The organism is Azoarcus sp. Soil_N_20 (assembly GCF_057656155.1).
The window spans coordinates 428784-450053 of sequence record NZ_JBDGKX010000003.1 but is presented as its reverse complement, the minus strand read 5'-3'; the positions used below and the strand labels follow the sequence as shown (position 1 = coordinate 450053).

General features: G+C 65.2%; 17 protein-coding genes. 9 read left to right on the top strand and 8 right to left on the bottom strand.

Annotated features, from left to right (window positions below; translation table 11 throughout):
* Positions 1–22: 22 nt before the first annotated feature.
* The 4 genes from AC3A35_RS09355 (at position 23) to AC3A35_RS09340 (ending at position 5135) form a co-directional block, all read left to right on the top strand.
* Positions 23–1009 (top strand): carbohydrate ABC transporter permease, encoded by a 987-nt coding sequence (locus tag AC3A35_RS09355; protein WP_487435768.1) that lies wholly within the window; start codon positions 23–25, stop codon positions 1007–1009.
* Positions 1006–1851 carry a carbohydrate ABC transporter permease gene (locus AC3A35_RS09350; protein ID WP_487435767.1) on the top strand — a complete coding sequence of 282 codons (846 nt, stop codon included), beginning with the start codon at positions 1006–1008 and terminating at the stop codon, positions 1849–1851. Before AC3A35_RS09355 ends, AC3A35_RS09350 begins: the two co-directional genes overlap by 4 nt.
* An 85-nt stretch (positions 1852–1936) precedes the next feature.
* A complete protein-coding gene (locus AC3A35_RS09345) occupies positions 1937–3118 on the top strand; it encodes an ABC transporter ATP-binding protein (protein WP_487435766.1) in 1182 nt (393 codons plus the stop codon).
* Positions 3119–3578: 460 nt separating this feature from the next.
* Positions 3579–5135, top strand: a complete 1557-nt coding sequence (locus tag AC3A35_RS09340) for a carbohydrate porin (RefSeq protein ID WP_487435765.1) — start codon at positions 3579–3581, stop codon at positions 5133–5135.
* A gap of 360 nt (positions 5136–5495) precedes the next feature.
* Here the strand turns inward: AC3A35_RS09340 and AC3A35_RS09335 are convergent, their stop codons facing one another.
* The 5 genes from AC3A35_RS09335 to AC3A35_RS09315 all read right to left on the bottom strand — a co-directional run bounded on the left by AC3A35_RS09335 (position 5496) and on the right by AC3A35_RS09315 (position 12853).
* On the bottom strand, positions 5496–6635 hold the full coding sequence (locus AC3A35_RS09335) for an ABC transporter ATP-binding protein (RefSeq protein WP_487435764.1): 1140 nt from the start codon (positions 6633–6635) through the stop codon (positions 5496–5498).
* 44 nt (positions 6636–6679) lie between these two features.
* A complete protein-coding gene (locus AC3A35_RS09330) occupies positions 6680–7519 on the bottom strand; it encodes a carbohydrate ABC transporter permease (RefSeq protein ID WP_487435763.1) in 840 nt (279 codons plus the stop codon).
* Entirely contained in the window at positions 7516–8457 is a 942-nt protein-coding gene (locus AC3A35_RS09325; RefSeq protein ID WP_487435762.1) for a carbohydrate ABC transporter permease, read from the bottom strand. Before AC3A35_RS09325 ends, AC3A35_RS09330 begins: the two co-directional genes overlap by 4 nt.
* 85 nt (positions 8458–8542) lie before the next feature.
* Positions 8543–9823, bottom strand: a complete 1281-nt coding sequence (locus AC3A35_RS09320; protein ID WP_487435761.1) for an ABC transporter substrate-binding protein — start codon at positions 9821–9823, stop codon at positions 8543–8545.
* A gap of 171 nt (positions 9824–9994) precedes the next feature.
* Positions 9995–12853 carry an adenosylcobalamin-dependent ribonucleoside-diphosphate reductase gene (locus tag AC3A35_RS09315; RefSeq protein WP_487435760.1) on the bottom strand — a complete coding sequence of 953 codons (2859 nt, stop codon included), beginning with the start codon at positions 12851–12853 and terminating at the stop codon, positions 9995–9997.
* A gap of 265 nt (positions 12854–13118) precedes the next feature.
* On the opposite strand from AC3A35_RS09315, the gene AC3A35_RS09310 reads away from it, so the two are divergent.
* From AC3A35_RS09310 to AC3A35_RS09290, 5 genes are read left to right on the top strand one after another with little or no spacing between them, the layout of a single operon-like run.
* Entirely contained in the window at positions 13119–14930 is a 1812-nt protein-coding gene (locus AC3A35_RS09310) for an NAD(P)H-dependent oxidoreductase subunit E (RefSeq protein WP_487435759.1), read from the top strand.
* Between the two features lie 18 nt (positions 14931–14948).
* Positions 14949–15653, top strand: a complete 705-nt coding sequence (locus AC3A35_RS09305; protein ID WP_487435758.1) for a 2Fe-2S iron-sulfur cluster-binding protein — start codon at positions 14949–14951, stop codon at positions 15651–15653.
* On the top strand, positions 15650–16198 hold the full coding sequence (locus AC3A35_RS09300) for an NADH-quinone oxidoreductase subunit B family protein (RefSeq protein ID WP_487435757.1): 549 nt from the start codon (positions 15650–15652) through the stop codon (positions 16196–16198). Before AC3A35_RS09305 ends, AC3A35_RS09300 begins: the two co-directional genes overlap by 4 nt.
* A gap of 8 nt (positions 16199–16206) precedes the next feature.
* Entirely contained in the window at positions 16207–17670 is a 1464-nt protein-coding gene (locus AC3A35_RS09295; protein WP_487435756.1) for a Ni/Fe hydrogenase subunit alpha, read from the top strand.
* Positions 17671–17675: 5 nt separating this feature from the next.
* The gene (locus tag AC3A35_RS09290; RefSeq protein WP_487435755.1) at positions 17676–18149 is read left to right on the top strand and encodes a hydrogenase maturation protease; all 474 of its coding nucleotides are present in this window, start codon (positions 17676–17678) and stop codon (positions 18147–18149) included.
* Here the strand turns inward: AC3A35_RS09290 and AC3A35_RS09285 are convergent.
* Genes AC3A35_RS09285 through AC3A35_RS09275 form a run of 3 tightly spaced genes read right to left on the bottom strand, consistent with a single transcriptional unit; the run spans position 18105 to position 21181 of the window.
* Positions 18105–19307, bottom strand: coding sequence for a benzoate/H(+) symporter BenE family transporter (locus tag AC3A35_RS09285; RefSeq protein ID WP_487435754.1), 1203 nt, complete (start codon positions 19305–19307; stop codon positions 18105–18107). The two genes, AC3A35_RS09290 and AC3A35_RS09285, sit on opposite strands and share 45 nt — an antisense overlap.
* Before the next feature lie 14 nt (positions 19308–19321).
* Positions 19322–20179 carry an HDOD domain-containing protein gene (locus AC3A35_RS09280; protein ID WP_487435753.1) on the bottom strand — a complete coding sequence of 286 codons (858 nt, stop codon included), beginning with the start codon at positions 20177–20179 and terminating at the stop codon, positions 19322–19324.
* A gap of 27 nt (positions 20180–20206) precedes the next feature.
* Positions 20207–21181, bottom strand: coding sequence for a cation diffusion facilitator family transporter (locus tag AC3A35_RS09275; protein WP_487435752.1), 975 nt, complete (start codon positions 21179–21181; stop codon positions 20207–20209).
* Positions 21182–21270: the final 89 nt, after the last annotated feature.

The following is a 21270-nucleotide window of genomic DNA, read 5'->3' as shown; positions in this document are numbered from 1 at the left end:
CCGAACCCTATGAGAGAACGCCATGAATCTGAAATCACCGCCCATGACCGGCGTCGGGGCCCTTCCGGGCATTGTCCCGGCGTCGCGGGGCAAGCGCAGTCTTCAGGCGCGGCGCAGCCACTCCGCGTGGTTGCTGGTCGCGCCGACCCTGATCCTGCTTGCCGGCGTTGCCGGCTGGCCGCTGATGCGCACCGTGTTCTACAGCTTTACCGACGCACTGCTGGATACGCCCCACGAATACCTTTTCGTCGGTCTCGCGAACTACCTCGAGTTCGCCGATGGCGAAGCCTATGGCGTCCTCGCCGACCCGGTGTGGTGGCGTTCGGTGCGCAACACCTTGTGGTTCACCTTCGTTTCGGTATCGATGGAACTGGTGCTCGGCATGGCGCTGGCGCTGTTGATGAATCAGAAGTTTCGCGGCCAGGGGCTGGTGCGTACCGCGATTCTGGTGCCGTGGGCGATTCCGACCATCGTCACCGCCAAGATGTTCAGCTGGATGTTCCACGACCAGTACGGAACCATCAACGACCTGTTGCTGCGGGTTGGGCTGATCGACGCACCGCTGGCGTGGATCGCCGAGCCGGGCCTGTCGATGTGGGCGGTGGTGCTGGCGGATGTGTGGAAGACGGTGCCCTTCATGGCGCTGATGCTGCTTGCCGCACTGCAGATGGTGCCATCCGACCTGTACGAGGCGGCCCGCGTCGATGGCGCCAACGCCTGGCAGCGCTTTCGTCGCATCACGCTGCCACTGATCATGCCGGCGATGATCGTGGCGCTGATTTTCCGCACCATGGATGCATTGCGTGTGTTCGATCTGATCTACGTACTCACCTCCAACAGCGAGGCGACGATCTCGATCTCGGGCTACGCACGCGACCAGATGGTGGCCTATCAGGAAATGGGTGTCGGCTCGGCCGCTTCGGTGCTGGTGTTCATGATGGTAGCCGGTGTTGCCGCGGTCTTCCTTCGCGTCGGACGCTTCTCTGAACCGAAGGAGAAGCAATCATGAAACTCACCCGCAAACAGAAGCAGACCGCGTCGCGCGCGTGGATCTTCGCCGCCTCGGCGCTGGCCGTGGTGATCTGCGTCTTCCCGCTGTACTACGCGATCCTGACCTCGCTGCGCAGCGGCCAGGATCTGTTCCTGCCGAACTATCTGCCGACCACCTTCCACTGGGACAACTACTACACCGCGCTGGTGGAGAACGGCGTTGGCCGGAGCCTGCTGAATTCGGTGGTGGTGGCGACGGTGACGGTGGGGGCATGCCTGCTGGTGTCGATCTCCGGCGCGTTCGCGCTTGCCCGCATCCGCTTCCACGGGCAGAAGGCGATCCTGTTTACCGTGCTGTGCGTGTCGATGTTTCCGCAGGTTGCGGTGCTCTCGGGCATGTTCGAGCTGGTGCGCTTTCTCGGCCTGTACGACTCGCTCGGGGCGCTGATCCTGTCGTACGCGACCTTCTCGCTGCCCTTCACGATCTGGGTGCTGACCACCTTCATGCGCAACATTCCGGTGGAGCTCGAAGAGGCGGCGATCGTCGATGGTGCCAGCCTGTGGGTGATCATCACCCGCGTGTTCATGCCCATCCTGGGGCCGGCACTGGTGACCACCGGCTTGCTCGCCTTCATCGGTGCCTGGAACGAGTTCATGTTCGCGCTCACCTTCGTGCTATCCACCGACAACCGCACGGTGCCGGTGGCGATTGCGCTGTTGCAGGGTGCGTCCCAGTACGAGCTGCCGTGGGGCGCGATCATGGCCGCGTCGGTCACGGTGACGCTGCCGATCATCGTGCTGGTGCTGGTCTTCCAGAAACGCATTGTCGGTGGCCTGACCGCAGGTGCGGTCAAGGGCTGAGCGATCGTCTGTCCCTTGTTATCGACCCCATATGAAACGGGGCGCCCGTGCATCGGGCGCCAAGCTGACCAAAAGGATCAAGATCATGGCTCAACTGACCCTCGACAAACTGAACAAGCGCTACAACGACAAGGCCGTGGTGATCAGGGCCCTCGACCTGCAGGTCAATAGCGGCGAGTTTGTCGTCTTCGTCGGCCCCTCCGGCTGCGGAAAGTCCACCCTGCTGCGCATGATCGCGGGGCTGGAAGACATCTCCGGCGGAAGCATGTACATCGACGGCACCTATGTGAATGACGACACCCCGTCCGAGCGCGGCATCGGCATGGTGTTCCAGTCCTACGCGCTGTATCCGCACATGACGGTGTATGAAAACATCGCCTTCGGCCTGCGTATGGCGAAGATGCCCGCGGACGAAATCGCCCGCCGGGTCGCGGACAGTGCACGTATCCTGCAGCTCGAACCCTTGCTCCAGCGTCGCCCCAAGGACCTTTCCGGTGGTCAGCGCCAGCGGGTTGCGATCGGCCGTGCGATTGCGCGCGAACCCAAGCTGTTCCTGTTCGATGAGCCGCTGTCCAATCTGGATGCCTCGCTGCGCGTGCAGATGCGCATGGAGATCGCCGCGCTGCACCGGCGGCTGGGCTCGACGATCATCTACGTGACCCACGATCAGGTGGAAGCCATGACGCTGGCACAGCGCATCGTCGTGCTCAACCAGGGCAAGGTGGAGCAGGTGGGCACGCCGCTGGAGCTCTACGACCAACCCGCGAACGAGTTCGTGGCCCAGTTCATCGGCTCGCCGAAGATGAACCTGATGCCCGCCACCGTGATCCGGGCCGGCAACGCCGAGAGCGTGGTCAAGCTGTGGAACGGCAAGGACCTGGCCGTGCCGATTGCAACCCCGGCGAGCGCCGAAGGGCGCACGGTCAAGCTGGGCATCCGTCCCGAGCACATCGTGTGGGGTGAGGTGTCCGAAGCGCCTTATCTCGCCGATGTCCTGTTCGTCGAGCACATGGGTAATGAAACCTACCACTATCTCGACAACGGCAAGCACGGCGACCCCTGGGTGGTGCGCGACGCCAGTCGGTCCGCGATCGCGGTGGGCGAAACCGTCGGCTATCGCATTCCGCCGGAGCACTGTCATCTGTTCGCGGAAAACGGCAAGGCCTACCCCCGCCTCGTGCACTCGAACGGAGAGGCGCGGGTTGGTGCCAACCAGGTCGAGCCGGTGAGGTTCTCGAACCGGGTGGGGCCCACTCCCATTCACTGACATTCACTGAGCCCGGGGTCGGCGTTCGGGCCAGGCGCGCACGGGTTGCGTTCCGGTCAGGCGCCGGGCTTTTGGGTGCGATCGGGCGATCGCCCGGCGTATCTGCATTGTGCTTCTGGATCGCCGCAAGCGGGCAGCGCCGGTCGCTGGCGGCGAGCCTGCCGTAACGCCCGCCAGGGTCGCTTGGATTCACCCGACCTTCCGAAAAAATTGCAGAAATAAGTGCCTGCCGTCGAGTCGGCTCTGATCGTTGGCTACTCAATTAGAAATCTAAATCAAAAGCGCTTTTGCCCATTATCCAAACCGCTTTTTCTTGTTCGTGAATTCGAGGCTGGAGTCCATACGTTCCAGTCGATCGAACGGTCTCGCACGGGATCGCGGGAGTGTCGTCAGGCTTCCCGGAAAGACCTGAAGGATGGGCGAACGCCCGGCAGCGCGAAACATAAAACTCAAAGGAGACATGATGATTCACGACCAGAAACAGATCACGGGAGCGCTGTGCGCACAAGGACGGGCGCGGCGCTCGGCGAGTCCGTCAAGGCATGGGGCGGTGAGGCGATCCGCCATCGCGCTTGCCCTGGTGTTGGCATTCGCTTCCTCGGCGGCTCAGGCGCAGGGTGACGCCCGCCAGGTCGAGGCGCTGGAGGCGCGCATTGCCAAGCTGGAAGAGCAATTGCGGGCGGTCACCGCCATGGCGCAGCGGGCCGGTGAGGTTGCCCGGCAGGCCGACTCGACCGCATCCGAGGTCAAGGTCGCAAGCCAGGCGCAAGCCGCGCTGACCGAGGCGGCGGCGGAAACGGCTTCCTCGTTCGAGTTTCACGGCTATGCCCGCTCGGGCACGGTGTCGGGCGGCGACATGACCACGGTCAAGGGCGCCGGGCCCTACATCACGCCGGCGGGCAATCTCGGCGGCGCGGTGGGTCGCCTCGGTCTCGAGACCGACACCTATGTCGAAGCGAAGATGATCAAGAACTTCCGCAGCGACGACGGCAGCTGGGCGAGCTTCAACTTCATGGTGGCCGACGGGGTCAACAGCAACAACGACTGGACCGGTGGCGAGAACGGGGTCAACGTGCGCTGGGCCTTCGTCGAGATGGGTAATCTGCCGACCTTCAAGGGTACGGCGCTGGAGAACGCGTCGATCTGGGCCGGCAAGCGCTTCGACAAGAAGAACTTCGATATCCACTTTTTCGATTCCGATTTCATCTTCCTCTCCGGTACCGGTGCCGGCGTCTACGATGTCCAGGTCACGCCGGACTGGAAAACCAGCCTCTCTGTCTACGGTCGCGACTTCCTTAACGGAAATGATGAAAGCATCAAGAGTTACATCGCCACCAGCAACAACTACGTCGGCAACTGGCAGCTCATGCTGAACGGCATGCGGGCGAAGCAGAAGGGCGCCGGCGGCGAGCGCGCCACCACTGGCTATCACGGACTGCTGGCCTACCATGCCCCCAGCTTCTATGGCATGACCGAGGGATTCTCGAAGACCGCCGTCCTCTATGGCCAGGGTCTAGGGGCCGAGGTCAAGCGCCTCGGGGCGGTCGGCAATCTGCTGGACGATGCCCGTACCGTGCGTCTGACAAGCTTCGGCGTCACCGATCTCGCTCCCGACTGGAAGATCTCGCCCGCCTTCATGGCCGAGGTCAGTGAGGATCGCTTCAACAAGGGCGACGAATACAAGTGGGCTTCGGCCAACTTGCGCCTGACCAATGCCATCAACAAGAACTTCGCCATGCAGTACGAAGGCAGCTATCAGTACATGGATCTGGACAGCACCTTCTCGACCGGAAAGGGCGGCTTCTACAAGCTGACTGTGGCGCCGACCTTCAAGCTCGATACCGCTGCGGGTTTCTTCGCACGTCCCGAACTGCGCCTGTTCGCCACCTGGATGGGCTGGGACAAGGACTTGAACGGTTTCAGCTACGACGGTTCGGCGAACACCGGGTTCGGCAGCACGACCTTCAAGGGCTCGAGCAAGTGGCTGGTGGGCGCCCAGATGGAAGTGTGGTTCTAGACCTGGGAGGCTGTCGGACTTGAGCGATCGTCACGAGCCGAGTGGGAAAACGAGGACAGATTCGACTGTTTTTGAGGCGCATAGTCATTCTATGCAACGAAAAAACGGGCGAATATGGACCGTCTCTCCCACTGGCGCAGTAGATCAGTCTCAAGTCCGACAGCCTCCTGAGCCGAAGCAATTTGTCGACTCCGCCCGGTGCTCGGGACCATTCCTCAGCCCGTATGGGCATTGATGAACGGGTTTGCGGCACTGGGCGTGGTCGACGGCGTGCTGATTGCACGGCAGCCCGAGTTCAGGACGGCTTCGGCTGGACGAACGGGGTGGTGCGTGCGTATGTCGAGCGCTTCGGGGTGTCGTTTAGCTGGTTTCGTGGAGCCCCTCAGTCTCACCTGCCTCATTGTTGCCAATACACTGGCGGATGAATGCCGTCCCGTGCTCGTCGAACAGGTAGCAGGCGGTGACCGGTGCGCCGAAGGACAGCGTATCGCCGACGCGAGTCCCGACCCCGCCCTCGCACTTGAGCAGCAGCGGATCTCCGGACGTGGCTGCGACGTGAATATAGGTTTCGCCACCCAGGTGCTCGACGGCGACAACCGGCCCTTCGAACCGCAGTGCCGCCCCATCGCCCCGAACCAGGTGCTCGGGGCGCAGCCCGAGGACGACTTTCTGCCCGCGACGTGCGCCGTTTCCGCGTACGGGAAGGTCCACCCGGGCGCCCGCGCCCAGGTCGACCGTCACCGCCCGCGGACCGACGTCGGCGATCGTGCCGTCGACAAAGTTCATTCGCGGAGAACCGATGAAGCCGGCGACGAAGAGGTTGCGCGGCTGGTGGTAGAGCTCGAGCGGTGTGCCGAACTGCTCCACCGCGCCGTCGTTGAGGACGACGATGCGATCGGCCAGCGTCATCGCCTCGACCTGGTCGTGGGTGACGTAGACCATGGTTGCATCGAGCGCCCGGTGCAGCCTGGCGATCTCGACGCGCATCTGCACGCGCAGCGCCGCGTCGAGGTTGGACAGCGGTTCATCAAAGAGGAAGACGCGCGGATCGCGCACGATCGCCCGTCCGATCGCGACCCGCTGGCGCTGGCCGCCCGACAACTGCCTGGGCTTGCGGTCGAGCAGGTCCTCGAGTTGCAGGATGCGTGCGGCCTCATGCACGCGTTCGGCGACCCCGGCACGATCGTTGCGGGCGAGCTTGAGGCCGAACGCCATGTTGTCGAACACGCTCATGTGCGGGTACAGCGCGTAGGACTGGAACACCATGGCGATGCCGCGTGCGGCCGGCGGCAGCTCGCTCACGGCCTCGCCATCGAACAGGATCTCGCCGGCGCTCAAATCCTCCAGCCCCGCGATCAGGCGCAACAGGGTGGATTTGCCGCAGCCCGAGGGGCCGACGAAGACGACGAACTCCTTGTCGTGGATTTCCAGGTTCACGTCCTTGATGACGCGTGTCTTGCCGAAGGACTTGCTAACGCCCCGCATGGTGATGGCAGCCAAATCTCGCTCTCCTCGGTCTCTGCCGTGTCGTTAGCCGCCGCAGCCTACCCTTTCACCGCACCGGCGGTGAGGCCGGATACGATGCGCCGCTGAAAGACCAGCACCAGCGCGATCAGCGGCACGGTGACCACCACCGAAGCGGCCATGATATGGCCCCAGGGCAGCTCGAAGGAGGTGGCCCCCGAAATCAGCGCGATCGCGACCGGTACCGTGCGCATTTCCGACGACAGGGTGAAGGTCAGGGCGAACAGGAACTCGTTCCAGGCGGCGATGAAGGCGAGCAGGCCGGTGGTGACGAAGGCCGGGCCCATCAGCGGCAGGAACACGCGGGTGACGATGGTGAAGGGGCCGGCACCATCGACGATCGCCGCCTCTTCCAGCTCCTTCGGCAGCTCGCGCATGAAGGTGGTCAGCACCCACACGGTGAAGGGCAGGGTGAAGATGGTGTAGGAGAAGGTCAGCGCCAGCAGGTTGTTGTACAGCCCCAGCCCGCGGATCAGCTCGAACATGCCCGACAGCACCGCGATCTGGGGAAACATCGAGACCCCGAGCACCACGAACAGCAGCAGGCCGCGGCCGCGAAAGCGCACGCGGCCCAGCGCATAGGCCGCGCCAACGGCGAGGGCGAGCGACAGCAGCACGGTCGATGCCGCGACCGCGATCGAGTTCAGGATGTTGCGCCCGAAGGGCTGCTCGCGAAACACCGCGACGTAGTTGTCCCAGGCCGGCGCGCTCGGCCACGATTCCACCAGGAACAGCGCGGAGCCGGTCTTCAGCGACGACACCACCGCCCAGTAGAAGGGGAACACGGTGTACAGGACGACCAGCGTGAGAAAGCCGTGGAAGGCGATGCGACCGAGCAGCCGGCGCGCCTTGTAGCTCATCGTTCGTCCTCCCGTCCGACCTGCGCCAGGGTCAGATACACCACCGTGAACAGCGCGATGATCAGGAACAGCAGAGTGGCCGCTGCCGAACCGTAGCCCACGTCCTGGAAGTCCACCAGTTGCTGGCGCGCGTACACAGACATCGACATGGTGTCGCGGTTGTTGCCGGTCATGACGTAGATCAGGTCGAACACGCGTAGCGCGTCGAGCGTGCGGAAGATGATCGCCACCACGAGTGCGGGCTTGAGCAGCGGCAGGGTGACCTTGAAGAACACCTTCAGCGGATGGACGCCGTCGACGCGGGCGCCCTCGTAGCATTCGTGGGGCAGCATCTGCAGGCCGGCGAGCAGGAGCAGCGCCATGAACGGCGTGGTCTTCCACACGTCGACCAGGATGATCGCGAGCAGCGCGGTGTCGGGCGAGGCGGCCCACGCGATCGGCGTCACAATCAGCCCGACCGCCAGCAGCACGTGATTGATCACCCCAAAGACGTCGTTGAACATCCAGCCCCACATCTTTGCCGACACCACGGTCGGGATCGCCCACGGGATCAGGACCGCCGCGCGCAGCACGCCGCGGCCCTGAAAGCGGGCATTGAGCGCCAGCGCGATGGCCAGCCCGAGGCCGGTTTCAAGAGCCACCGACGCCCCCGCGAAAACGAGCGTGTTGCGCACCGCCTGCCACCAGTCGGGGTCCGCCAGCAGATAGCGGTAATTGTCGATGCCGACGAACCCGGCAGCGGCGAGATCGGAAAGATTGGCGTCGGTGAAGCTGAACCAGATGGTGCGGGCGAGCGGCCAGCCCGCCACCAGGGCCAACACGATCAGCATCGGTGTCATGAACAGCCACGCCGAGCGTATCCGCTCGCGGGTCAGGCGCGAGGCCGGCGGTGCCGTCCGGACGACGTGCGTTTCGTCCGCCCGGGAGGCCGGCCTCACCGCGCCGCTCCCGTGCCCGCTTCTCGCCGAGCGCTTGCGGTCCGGTCGCGCACACGGCGAATGTCGTGACCTGCCATCGCGTGACCTACCAGCGTCCACCTCGCGACAGTCGTTGCAACCGACTTTCGAGTCTGTCCAGGCCGGTCTCGGCCTCGGTCTTGGCGCTCAGAATGTCGTGTACCGCGCTGTAGAACTCCGCGCTGACGCGATTGTAGTTGGCGCCGGTCACCGCCGACGGGCGCGCCACGGCGTTGGCGAAGGTGTCGTACAGCTGGCCGAAGAAGGGCACCGCAGCGAGCACTTCGGCATCCTGGTAGAGCGCGGGCAGGGTGGGGTTGTACGAGCCCTCGATGGCGCGCCGCTTTTGCTCCGCCGCGCTGCTCAGGTAACGCACCAGATCGGCGGCCAGGTCGGGGTGGGTGGAATATTTCGATACCGCCAGTTGCCAGCCACCGAGCACACCGCTGTGCTTGCCGGCGTCGCCGCCCCGGGGCAGGGCGGCGACGCCGACCTTGCCGCGCACCGCGCTGTCGTCGGCTTGGGCGAGTGCCCAGGCATAGGGCCAGTTGCGCATGAATACCGCGTTGCCGGACTGGAACACCCCGCGGCTTTGCTCTTCGTCATAGTTGAGCACCCCTTCGGGGGCGATGTCCTTGATCCAGCTCGCCGCGAGCGTCAGCGCGGCCGCGGCACGCGGGTTGTTGATCGTCACCGCGCCGTCGTCGGCCACGATCGTGCCGCCGGCGAAGCTGTCGATCCACTCCAGCGCATCGCAGGTGAGCCCCTCGTAGCCCTTGGCCTGGAAGACGAAGCCCTGCATCCGCTCATTGCCCGCGGCGCGCTCGGCCTGCTGGACGTCCCTTGCGGTCTCGGTCAACGCCTGCCACGTCGTCGGTACCGGTTTTCCGTATTTTTCCAGCAGGTCGCGGCGATAGTAGAGCACCCCGGCGTCGGTGAACCAGGGCATCGCCACCAATGCACCGTCGACGGTGTTGTTCCTGACGATCGCGGGAAAATGTCGAGCCGTCGTGTCCCCGTCGATGTACGCGGACAGGTCGACAAAGTGGTTCGCCAGCGTGCCCGGCCAGACCACGTCGATCTGGAAGACGTCGATGTCGGCCGACCCCGCAGCCAGGATCTGCTGATACAGCGCGAGCCGTTCGGTAGCCGAATTCGGTGTCGATACGATCCTGACCTGGTGGCCGGTCAGCTTCCCCCACGCTTCGACTCCCTCGCGGCACAATTGCAGCTCGCGCCCGAGGGCACCGCACGAGATCGACAGGGTGGCCGACTGGGCGACGGCGGTCGTGGCGGAACAGAGCGTGAGCACGGTCGCCACGCAGATCGTGGTGATGATGTTGCGCATCCGGATTGTCTCCCCGATTCTTGTTCGAGCCCGGCCAAGGGTAGACCAAGAACTCGTGAAGGCAAAATGCGGCGGCGCAGGCCGAGTGGGGGCGGCCGGAAAGAAAAAACCCACGGCGTACATAAGCGCCGTGGGTTTTCCGGTGCCGCCGGTGCGTCCTTCGGACCGTCCTCAGCCGCAGGTGCCGACCGCGCCGCAGGCGGTGCAGAAGTCGCAGCCGTCCTTGCGGATCACGGTGTGGTTGCCGCACTCATTGCACAGCGCACCCTGCATCAGCTTGGGCTCGCTGTCGTCGCGCGGGGCTTCGAGGATGCCCATTTCGCGCATCGGATAGCCCTTCTCGTCGAGCACGCCGAGCATCGCGTAGCGGTGGATCATCAGCTGGGCGATGTAGGCCACCGTGCTCGGGTAGTTCTGCTGGCGCTTGGTGCCCGGAATGAAGGCCATGAAGTCGCCCAGCGGCTCGGGGTAGTCGAGCAGCTTGCGCAGCTTCATGCCGATCCAGGCCGGATCCATGACCCGCATGTCGAGCGACAGGATGCGCGACAGGCCGTCGAGCGCACGCGGGTAGTTGCCCGACAGCCACATCGAGTACGGCCGGGTGACGCCGTCGGGCAGGGTGATCTCCTTGAGGCCGAGGACGAATTCCTCGCTGGTGGCCGGGTTGTAGATATCCACCGTCCACGACAGGGTGCCATCGGTACCGGTCTTGGGCTCATCCAGGCTGAACAGGGTGTCCAGCACCGGGGTCGTCCCTTCGGTCTCGAATGCGCCGAGCTTTTCGCAGCGGTAATTCACCACCTGGGCGAAGGCCGAGACCACGCCGGGCATCAGCTTCTTCTCGCCATGCGGCGGGAAGGGCATCTCGAAGGACTTCTCACCCACGGTGCGCGACAGGGTCTCGAGCTTGAGCTTGAGCCAGCCGCGGTCGTTGGCGCGCATGTCCATCGACAGGGTCTTGGCTACCGCGCCGAGGCCGCGCGGCTGGTCGGCGCCGTTGACCCACACTTCGAACGGGAAGGTGCCACCATTGGTGCCGAACTGGCCGACGAACAGCGCGAAACCGCCGGTCGGGGTGTTCAGCATGTAGGTCCAGGCGAGGTTGCCGTCGGGCATCTCCGGACGGCCCGGCCAGCGCAGGCTGGCCAGCACCGGGGCGGGCAGGCTCTTGATCGACAGGCGCTTGTTGGCGTCCGAGATGGTGACGTCGTGCGGCTGCTTCTGTTCCGTGGTCGGGGTCACCGACAGCACCGAACCGAGCACCGAGTTCGGGCGGTAGGTGGCGAGGCCCTTGAGGCCGGCCTTCCACGCGGTCAGGTAGAGGTCTTCGAACTCGGTGTAGGGGTAGTCGCCGGGGACGTTTACCGTCTTCGAGATCGACGTGTCGACGTAGGGGGCGACCACCGCGACCATGTCCTTGTGGGCCTGGGCGGAGATTTCCAGCGCGGTGACGAAGGTCGGCGGCAGCTGGTCCACATTGCCGCCCATGTGCTTGTACAGGCGCCAGGCGTAGTCCTCGACCGCGTATTCCTTGAACGTGCCGTCGGACATGCGCTTGCGCCGGGTGTAGGTGTAGGAGAACGGTGGCTCGATGCCGTTGGAGGCATTGTCGGCGAAGGCGAGCGAGATCGTGCCGGTGGGGGCGATCGACAGCAGGTGCGAGTTGCGGATGCCGTGCTTGCGGATCTTGTCCTTGACCTCGGCCGGCAGGCGCGAGGCGAAGTTGCCGCCGGACAGATACATGTCCGCGTTGAACAGCGGGAAGGCGCCGCGCTCCTTGGCCAGTTCGACCGAGGCGAGATAGGCGCGGTTGCGCATGTACTCGGAGATCTTGCGCGCCTCTTCACGCGCTTCGGGCGTGTCGTAGCGCTTCTGCAGCATGATCAGGGCGTCGCCCAGGCCGGTGAAGCCGAGGCCCACGCGGCGCTTGGAGTCGGCTTCGGCGCGCTGCTGATCGAGCGGCCAGTGGGTGGAGTCGAGCACGTTGTCGAGCATGCGGATGGAGACGTCCACCACCTTGCCGAAGCCGGCGTAGTCGAACTCGGCCTGGTCGGAGAACGGGTTCTTGACGAACGGGGTCAGGTTGATCGAACCCAGGCAGCAGCAGCCATACGGCGGCAGCGGCTGTTCGGCACACGGATTGGTGGCCTCGATCGTCTCGCAGTAGTACAGGTTGTTGTCCTGGTTCATGCGGTCGAGGAACAGGATGCCCGGCTCGGCGTGGTCGTAGGTCGAGCGCATGATCTGGTCCCACAGGTCGCGCGCGCGCACCTTGCGATAGACCCAGGGTCCGTCGTCGAGCTGATAGGCGCCGGCCGCCTTGATGTCGTCGGTCGGCTCGGACTTGTGCACGAGCTCGATGTCGCCGTCGCTCTCGACTGCGGTCATGAAGGCATCGGTCACGCCCACCGAGATGTTGAAGTTGGTGAGATCGCCCTTGTCCTTGGCGTGGATGAACTCCTCGATGTCCGGATGGTCGCAGCGCAGCACGCCCATCTGCGCGCCGCGACGGGCACCGGCGGATTCCACGGTCTCGCACGAGCGGTCGAACACGCGCATGTAGGACACCGGCCCCGAGGCGTTCGATGCCGTGCCCCTGACCACCGCGCCCTTGGGGCGGATCGAGGAGAAGTCGTAGCCCACGCCGCCACCGCGACGCATGGTTTCTGCGGCCTGGGCGAGCGCGGTGTAGATGCCCGGCCGACCGTCGACGGCCTCCGACACCGAGTCGCCGACCGGCTGCACGAAGCAGTTGATCAGGGTGGCGGCCAGGGTGGTGCCGGCGGCGCTGTTGATGCGGCCCGCCGGAACGAAACCCTTTTCCTGCGCCTCGAGGAACTTCGCCTCCCAGTGCGCGCGTTTGTCTTCTGTCTCGACTGCGGCAAGGGCGCGCGCGACGCGCTGGCGGACCGCGTGAACGGACTGCTCGTCGCCCTTGGCATATTTCTCGATCAGGACTTCGCCCGAAATTTCCTGCATCGCCAGGTTGCTGGCGTCGGCTTTGACGGTGCTCTGGGTGGTTGCGCTCATGATCTTCTTTGTCGTCCTCTGTGTGCGTTTCAACGATGTGAAGGATAGCGCAAAATGGCGAATAAGCAAAAAAAAGAAAACTGACTAAAAACAGCTAGTTAATAACTTTAGTTGTGTGTCAACGGATAAATTGACACTACATCTAGTGGCTCGTCTGGCGCCTGTTATTGGCCCGATCTCCAGTGTTTTCGCGGGGTTTCGAGCCGTCATGACGCTTCGATAAGGGCCTATAATGGGTCTCGAGTTTCTCGTGGAGCGTCGATTCATGAAGTCTCATGAAACCCCCCCGACACCGGTTGAGCGGGTGGTCGATCGCCACGGTCGGAATGCCACCCGCCTGCTCCAGATTCTGATCGAAGTGCAGGATGAATCGGCCTGGCTATCGCCGGCCGTGATCACCGAGGTGGCCGGCAAGCTGTCGATTCCGCGCTCGCGGGTCGAAGGCGTGGCCGGCTTCTATCAGTTTCTCCACACCCGTCCGGTTGGTCGCTACCAGCTGCTGTTCGCCGACAACATCACCGAACGGATGCAGGGTTCGGCCGAACTGATGGCCGCGTTGTGCAGCAAGCTATGGGTCGAGCCGGGCAAGGTGTCGGAGGACGGGCTGGTCGGCATCGACACGACCTCGTGCATCGGCATGGGCGACCAGGGGCCGGCGCTGCTGGTCAATGGCCGGCCGCTCACGCGCCTGTCGCATCAGCGCGTGAACCAGATCGCGGAACTGGTGCGCAGGGAGACCCCGGTGGATGAGTGGCCAGCCGGATTCTTCCAGATCGACGACAACATCCGGCGGCGCGACGCCTTGCTCGGCCTCGCCATGGCGCCGGGCGCTGCGCTGCGGGCGGCGCTCCGGTCCGGACGCGAGCACTGGATGACGGAGGTGCAGGTCTCCAAGCTCCGTGGCCGCGGAGGCGCCGGGTTTACCACCGCAGTGAAGTGGATGGCCTGCCGTGACGCGCCCGCGGCCGACAAGGTGGTGGTGTGCAATGCCGACGAGGGCGAACCCGGTACCTTCAAGGACCGGGTACTGCTCACCCGCATGGCCGATGCGGTATTCGAGGGCATGACGCTGGCGGCCTGGGCCGTGGGCGCACGCGAAGGCTATCTGTATCTGCGCGGCGAATACCGCTACCTGCTGGCGCATCTGCAGGAGACGCTGGACTTGCGGCGGGCGCAGAACCTGCTCGGGCGCGGCATTCTCGGCGAAGCCGGTTTCGATTTCGATATCGATATCCACCTCGGCGCCGGCGCCTATGTGTGCGGCGAGGAAAGCGCGCTGCTCGAATCGCTCGAAGGCAAGCGCGGCACCCCGCGCATCCGGCCGCCGTTTCCGGTGACGCACGGCTATCTGGGCCGGCCGACGGTGGTCAATAACGTCGAAACCCTGGCCAAGACCTGTCTGATCACGCTCGGTGGCGGCGAGGCTTTCGCCGCCACCGGCACGGCGCAGTCGACCGGGACCAAGCTGCTGTCGGTGTCGGGCGATTGTGCCCATCCCGGAATCTACGAATATCCGTTCGGGGTCGCGGTGGAGCGGGTGCTGGAGGAATGCGGCGCATCCGATACCCAGGCGGTGCAGGTCGGGGGCGCCGCGGGCATCACCCTGGCGGGCTACGAGTTTCATCGCCGTATCGCGTTCGAGGATGTGCCCACTGCCGGCGCCTTCATGGTGTTCGACTCCGGTCGTGATCTGTTCGAGGTGGCGCGCAATTTCGTCGATTTCTTCGCCCACGAGAGCTGTGGCTTCTGCACGCCGTGCAGGGTCGGCACCGCGCTGCTGAAGAAGGCGATGACCAAGCTGGCGGAAGGCCATGGGGCAAAAATGGACCTCGCCGACATCGAGTGGATCAACCGCCTGCTCAGGAACGCCAGCCACTGCGGGCTGGGCTCGGCGGCGGCCAATCCGGTCGTGGACACCTTGCTGAAATTCCGCCCGACCTACGAGCGCCGTCTCAAGTCGCTCGATTTCGAGCCCGCCTTCGACCTCGATGCCGCACTCGCCGCCGCCCGCCGCGCCAGCGGCCGGGACGATGCGGCGGCACACCTGGTCGATGGCGAAGCGGGGCACTGTGGGTAAGACGTCGAGGGCATTACGATGACCAAGCAGTTCCTGTTCGATGGCCGCCCGGTTGCGTTCGAGGACGGCCAGACCATTTTGCAGGCGGCGCGCGCTGCCGGCCATTACATTCCGCATCTGTGCTGGCACCCGGATTTTCCGCCGCACGGTTCGTGCAAGCTGTGCATCGTCAAGGTCGCCGGTCGCCACGTGTCGTCCTGCGCGATGCCGGCGAAAGAGGGCTTGGAGGTCGAGAGCGATACCCCGGAGATCAACGGCGAGCGCCGCGCACTGGTGCAGATGCTGTTCGTCGAGGGCAATCACTTTTGCCCCTCGTGCGAGAAGAGCGGCAACTGCGAGCTGCAGGCGCTGGCTTACGACCTCGAGATGATGGGCGAGCGCTTCGCCCATTTCTTTCCCGACCGCCCGGTCGATGCCTCGCATCCGGACATGCTGCTCGACTTCAATCGCTGCATCTTCTGCGAACTGTGCGTGCGTGCCAGCCGTGATGTCGATGGCAAGAACGTGTTCGCGCTCACCGGTCGCGGCATCCACAAGCACCTCGTGGTCAATGCCGAATCCGGCCGCCTGGGCGATACCGACTTCACCGCCGACGATCTGGCCGCACACATCTGTCCGGTGGGGGTCATCCTGCACAAGCGGGTCGGTTTCGCCACCCCGATCGGCGAGCGCAAGTACGACGGCAAGCCGATCCGCATCGTTGCCATGGAGGACGGAAAGTGAGCACCCCACGCCCCAAGGTCCGGATCGCGACCACTTCGCTCGCCGGCTGCTTCGGTTGCCACATGTCGTTTCTGGACATCGACGAGCATCTGTTCGATCTGGTCGAGGTGGCCGAGTTCGACCGCTCGCCGCTGACCGACATCAAGCACTGCGGCCCGTGCGACATCGGCCTGATCGAAGGCGGGGTGTGCAACGCCGAAAATGTCCATGTGCTGCGCGAGTTCCGCCGCAACTGCAAGACTCTGGTCGCGATCGGTGCCTGTGCGATCAATGGCGGCCTGCCCGCGCAGCGCAACCACCTCGAGCTCGAGTCCTGTCTGCGCGAGGTGTATCTGTCGCGCGCCGGGCTGGGGCAGGGCGGGGTGCCGGACGATCCCGAACTCCCCTTGCTGCTCGACAAGGTGCGGCCGATCCACGAACTGGTTCGGATCGACTACTTCATTCCCGGGTGTCCGCCCTCGGGCGAAGCGATCTGGAAGTTCCTCACCGACCTGATCGCCGGGCGCACCCCGCGCCTGTCCCATCCGATGCTGCATTTCGACTGAGACTCCCGATGGCTGCCGAACTTGAGACTGCAACGAACCGCGAGAATCTGCGCAAGGTGGTGATCGACCCGGTATCGCGGGTCGAGGGCCACGGGCGGGTGACCCTGCTGATCGACGACGATGACCAGGTGCTCGAGGCGCGCCTGCATATCGTCGAGTTCCGCGGCTTCGAAGTCTTCATCCAGGGCCGGCCGTACTGGGAAGTGCCGGTGATGGTGCAGCGCCTGTGCGGCATCTGTCCGGTGAGCCACCATCTGGCAGCGTCGAAGGCGCTCGACCGGGTAGTCGGTGCGGTGCCCCCGAGCCACAGTGCGGTGCAGTTGCGGCGGCTGATGCACTACGGCCAGATCCTGCAGTCGCATGCGCTGCACTTTTTCCACCTGTCCGCGCCCGACATGCTGTTCGGCTTCGATGCGGAAGTCGGCAAACGCAACATCGTCGGCGTGGCTGCGGCCTATCCGGACGTGGCGCGCCAGGGTGTGTTGCTGCGCAAGTTCGGCCAGGAGGTGATCCGCGCCACCGCCGGCAAGCGTATCCATGGTACCGGTGCGGTGCCGGGCGGCATGAACCGCCATCTGGCGATGGCCGATCGCGACATCTTGCGGGCCGATGTCGGGCAGATGGTCGAATGGAGCCGCGCCGCGGTGGAACTGGTCAAACGCCTGCATCGCGCCGATCCGGATCTGTACGACGTGTTCGGCACCTTCCGCTCCGGAGTGGCGAGCCTGGTGCGGGCCGACGGGGGGATGGATCTGTACGACGGCGCACTGCGTTTTCGCGACGACGAGGGTGCGATCATCCTCGATCAGGTGTCGGATCAGGACTATCACCAGGTGCTGCGCGAAGACGTGAAGCCGTGGAGCTACATGAAGTTTCCCTACCTCGCCGCGCGCGGACCCGAGGCTGGCTGGTACAAGGTGGGTCCGCTGGCGCGGGTGCAGAACTGCGATTTCATCCCGTCGCCGCTTGCCGAGGCCGAGCGCCGCGAGTTCATCGACCATGGCAAGGGCAAGCTGATCCACGCGCCGCTCGCCTACCACTGGGCGCGGATGATCGAGATGCTGCATGCGGCCGAGGTGATTCGCGACCTGCTCGACGATCCGGCGTGCACCGACGGCGCGCTGATGACCCATGGCCCGCGCGCGCGCGAGGGCGTCGGCATCATCGAGGCCCCGCGCGGCATGCTCATTCATCACTACCAGGTCGGTGAGGACGACCTGGTGACGATGTGCAACCTGATCGTGTCCACCACCCACAACAACCAGGCAATGAACACCGCGGTACGCGAGGTGGCGAAGCGCTACCTGTCGGGGCGCACGCTGACCGAAGGTTTGCTGAATCACATCGAAGTGGCGATCCGCGCCTTCGACCCCTGCCTGTCGTGCGCCACCCATGCGCTCGGGCAGATGCCGCTGGTGGTGGAACTCGCGGCCGCCGACGGCGAAGTGCTCGATCGCGTGGTGCGTGATTGAGCGTCATGCCCCGGCTCATCGTCTTCGCGATCGGCAATGATGCGCGCGGCGACGACGCGCTCGGCCCCTTGCTCGCGCGCCGGATCGAGCACGGCGATTTTGCCGGCGTGACCCTGTTCACCGAGTACCAGTTGCAGATCGAGCATGCGCTCGACCTGGGCGTAGCGGCGGCAGTGCTGTTCATCGATGCGGCGAAGGGGCTGACGCAACCGTTCGAGTTTCGCCCGGTCGCGCCCGATCCGGGAACGCCGGTGTTGAGCCATGCGCTGAGTCCGGCAGCACTGCTCGGGGTGTTCCAGCGTGTCGAGGGCAGGGCGCCCCCGCCGTCCTTCGTGCTTGCGCTGCGGGGTGAGACTTTCGAACTCGGCGCCGCACTTTCGCCCCCGGCGGTCGTCGCCCTGGAGTCGGCCTGGGCGTGGCTGCACGGACGGTTGTCAGTGTCCGCCCTGCTTGGCTGCCGCGCGGGTGCCGGCACGTAACACCAGCAGCGCGAGGGTGCCCGCGACGATGCCCCAGAACGCCGAACCGACGCCGAGCAGCGACACCCCGGACGCGGTCACCAGAAAGGTGATCAATGCCGGCTCGCGTTCATGCTCGTCGCGCAACGCAGTCGCCAGGCCGCCGCCGATGGTGCCGAGCAGGGCAAGGCCGGCCACTGCCAGCACCAGTTCGCGCGGGAACGCGGAGAACAGCGCGCCGACGGTCGCGCCGAAAACGCCCATCACGAGGTAGAAGCAGCCGGCGGCCACCGCGGCCACGTAACGCTTGTCCGGGTCGTGATGCGCCTCGCGGCCCATGCAGATCGCTGCCGTGATCGCCGCCAGATTGAACGCAAAGCCACCGAAAGGGGCGAGCACGAGGGTGGCGATCCCGGTCCAGCCGATCACCGGCGAGATCGGCACCTTGTAGCCCGAAGCGCGGATCACCGCCACTCCGGGCACGTTCTGCGAAGCCATGGTGACCACGAATAGCGGCAGGGCGATGCCGAACAGGGCGTTCAGCGACCAGGCGGGGGCGGTGAATACCGGCTCGGCCAACGACAAGCGCAGCGCGTCGAGATGGAGCAGCCCCTGCATGCCCGCGATGCCGACGCCGACCGCCAGGGCGCCGACCACGGCGTAGCGCGGCCACAGGCGCCGCCCGGCCAGATAGATGCAGAAGATGACGAACACCAGCACGAACTGTGCTTTCATCGCGACAAATACGTCGAGCCCGAAGCGCAGCAACACGCCGGCCAGCATGCCGGCTGCGAGCGAAATCGGGATCCGCCCCATCAGCCGCTCGAACAGGCCGCTGAAGCCGGCAACGGTGATCAGCAGCGCGCAGACCAGAAAGGCGCCGATGGCATCGTTCATCGGCACGCCTGCTGCCGCACTGATCAACATCGCCGCACCCGGGGTGGACCACGCGGTGAGCACCGGCGCCCGATAGCGCAGCGACAATGCGATCGAACTCAGGCCCATGCCGAGCCCGAGCGCGCCCATCCACGAGCCGATCTCGGCCGGGCCGGCGCCCAGTGCGGCCGCCGCCTGGAATACCAGGACCGCCGAACTGGTATAGCCGACCAGAACCGCAACGAAGCCGGCAACGATCGCCGACAGCGATGCGTCGCGGAGGATCCGGGGGTGGTCCGGCAAGACCGGGACTCGCCTCAGTGCTCGCGTCGCCGCGGAAAGAACGTGGCGATGCAGGCCGAAAGGTGGAGTTCGGCGTCTTCCCTGACCTTGGCGATGCACTCGGGGCCGAGGCCGATGTCGTCCCACATTGCGGGGTCGATCCGTGCAGCGGCAATCTCGCTCGACTCCTGGTAACGATCGGCGTGAACGATGCCGGTGGCGATATGAAGCAGGGTGGCCTCGGCCGTGCGTTCGCCCCCGAGGCGCGGAACGAGCTGGGCGCCGATCACATCGGCAAAGCAGGACGGCAGTCGCCAGGCGTCCATCAGCGCCGCGCCGACTTCCGCGTGATCGCAGCCGATGATCCGGCGCTCGACCAGGTAGAGCGCTTCGCCACTCGCATCGGCCGCGGACTGCGCCTCTTCGGCCAGATCCGGGATCGTCTGGTACATCACCAGATGGCCGATATCGGCCAGCAGTCCGATCACGAACATGCGCTCCGATGCCGCGTTATGTGCCGCGCGTGCGAGCGCCCGGGACGACAGCGCGCATATCATGCTGCCATGCCAGAAGCGATTCATGTCCATGTGCTCGGGCTGCATGCCCTCGAACACCGCACTCACCGCGATGGCGAGCACGAGATCGTGCACCTGCTGCAGTCCGAGAATCGGCACCGCGCGTTCCACGGTGTCGATCTGGCCCCCGAAACCGTAGAACGCGCTATTGACCAGACGCAGCACCCCGGTGGTCAGCGCCGGATCGGACGAGACCAGACGGGCGACTTCGATGATGGAGCCGTCGGGGGCGTCGAGTTGCTCCCGAATCCGGTGGTACACCGTGGGCAGCGAGGCAAGCGATTCGACGTGACTGACGATTTCCTGGGCGGAATGCATGATGGAGTTCCGTAATAGTCCAATCAATTATCGTCGATCTGCGGCTGCACGGGAATGCTGCGGCACGAATACGAGCGGTTGATCGGGCGCGAGTTCCGGTTGCAGGGTGACGTGTTCGATGCCGAAGCGGGCCGCGAGCAGTTCGCGCTGGTGGCGCAAGATGACAGGCCACTGCTGCGCGTCGCTGATCACCAGATGAGCGGAAAGCGCGGGATGACGCGAGTCCAGACTCCAGATGTGCAAATCATGAACGGAGCGTACGCCCTCGACGGCCGCCATCGATTGCCCGACCTCGGGCAGTGACAGGTTGTCGGGCACGCCTTCCATCAGCGTATGCACGACGCGGCGCAACAGCGCCAAGGTCGAGGCCAGGATCAGACCGCAGATCAGCATCGTGAGCAGCGGGTCGATTGTGACCCAGCCGGTGAACTGGATCACCAGCCCCGATGTGAGTGCGGCGATGGAGCCGAGGATATCGCCCATCACATGCAGCAATGCCGCCCGGGTATTGAGATCCGTCTCGCCGCGGGTCAGCAGCCAGGCCACCAGCAGGTTCACGCCAAGGCCGGCGAGCGCGACCAGGGTTACCGCTTCGCCCACGATCTCCCGTGGATTGCCGAGGCGGACCATGGCCTGCCATAGCAGGGTTGCCACCAGGGTGATCATCAGCAGTCCGTTGATCAGTGCGGCCAGGCTTTCGACCCGCCGCAGCCCGAACGAGTGGCGCACGCTGGTCGGCCGCAGCGCGAGGCGAGCTGCGAGCGCGGCGAGCCCGAGCGCCATCGAGTCGGTCACCATGTGACCGGCATCGCCGAGCAGGGCCAGCGATCCCGACCACCAGCCGGCAATCGCCTCTACCGCCGCAAAGCCGAGAGTCAGGCTCAGCGCCAGCGGCAGCCAGCGACTGGCCGAATGATCGTGATCGTGGCTGCCATGCCCATGACCGCCAAGATCGTGGTCGTGGTCGTGGGCATGTGCGGGATGATGGTCGTGTGCAGACATCGGGTCGTAAGCGGGGGAGTCGGGTTCCAATGATGCCAGTGAAGCGCGCCGAATGGGAGTTGCGGCACGCCCCTCCCGCCTGGTCCGGC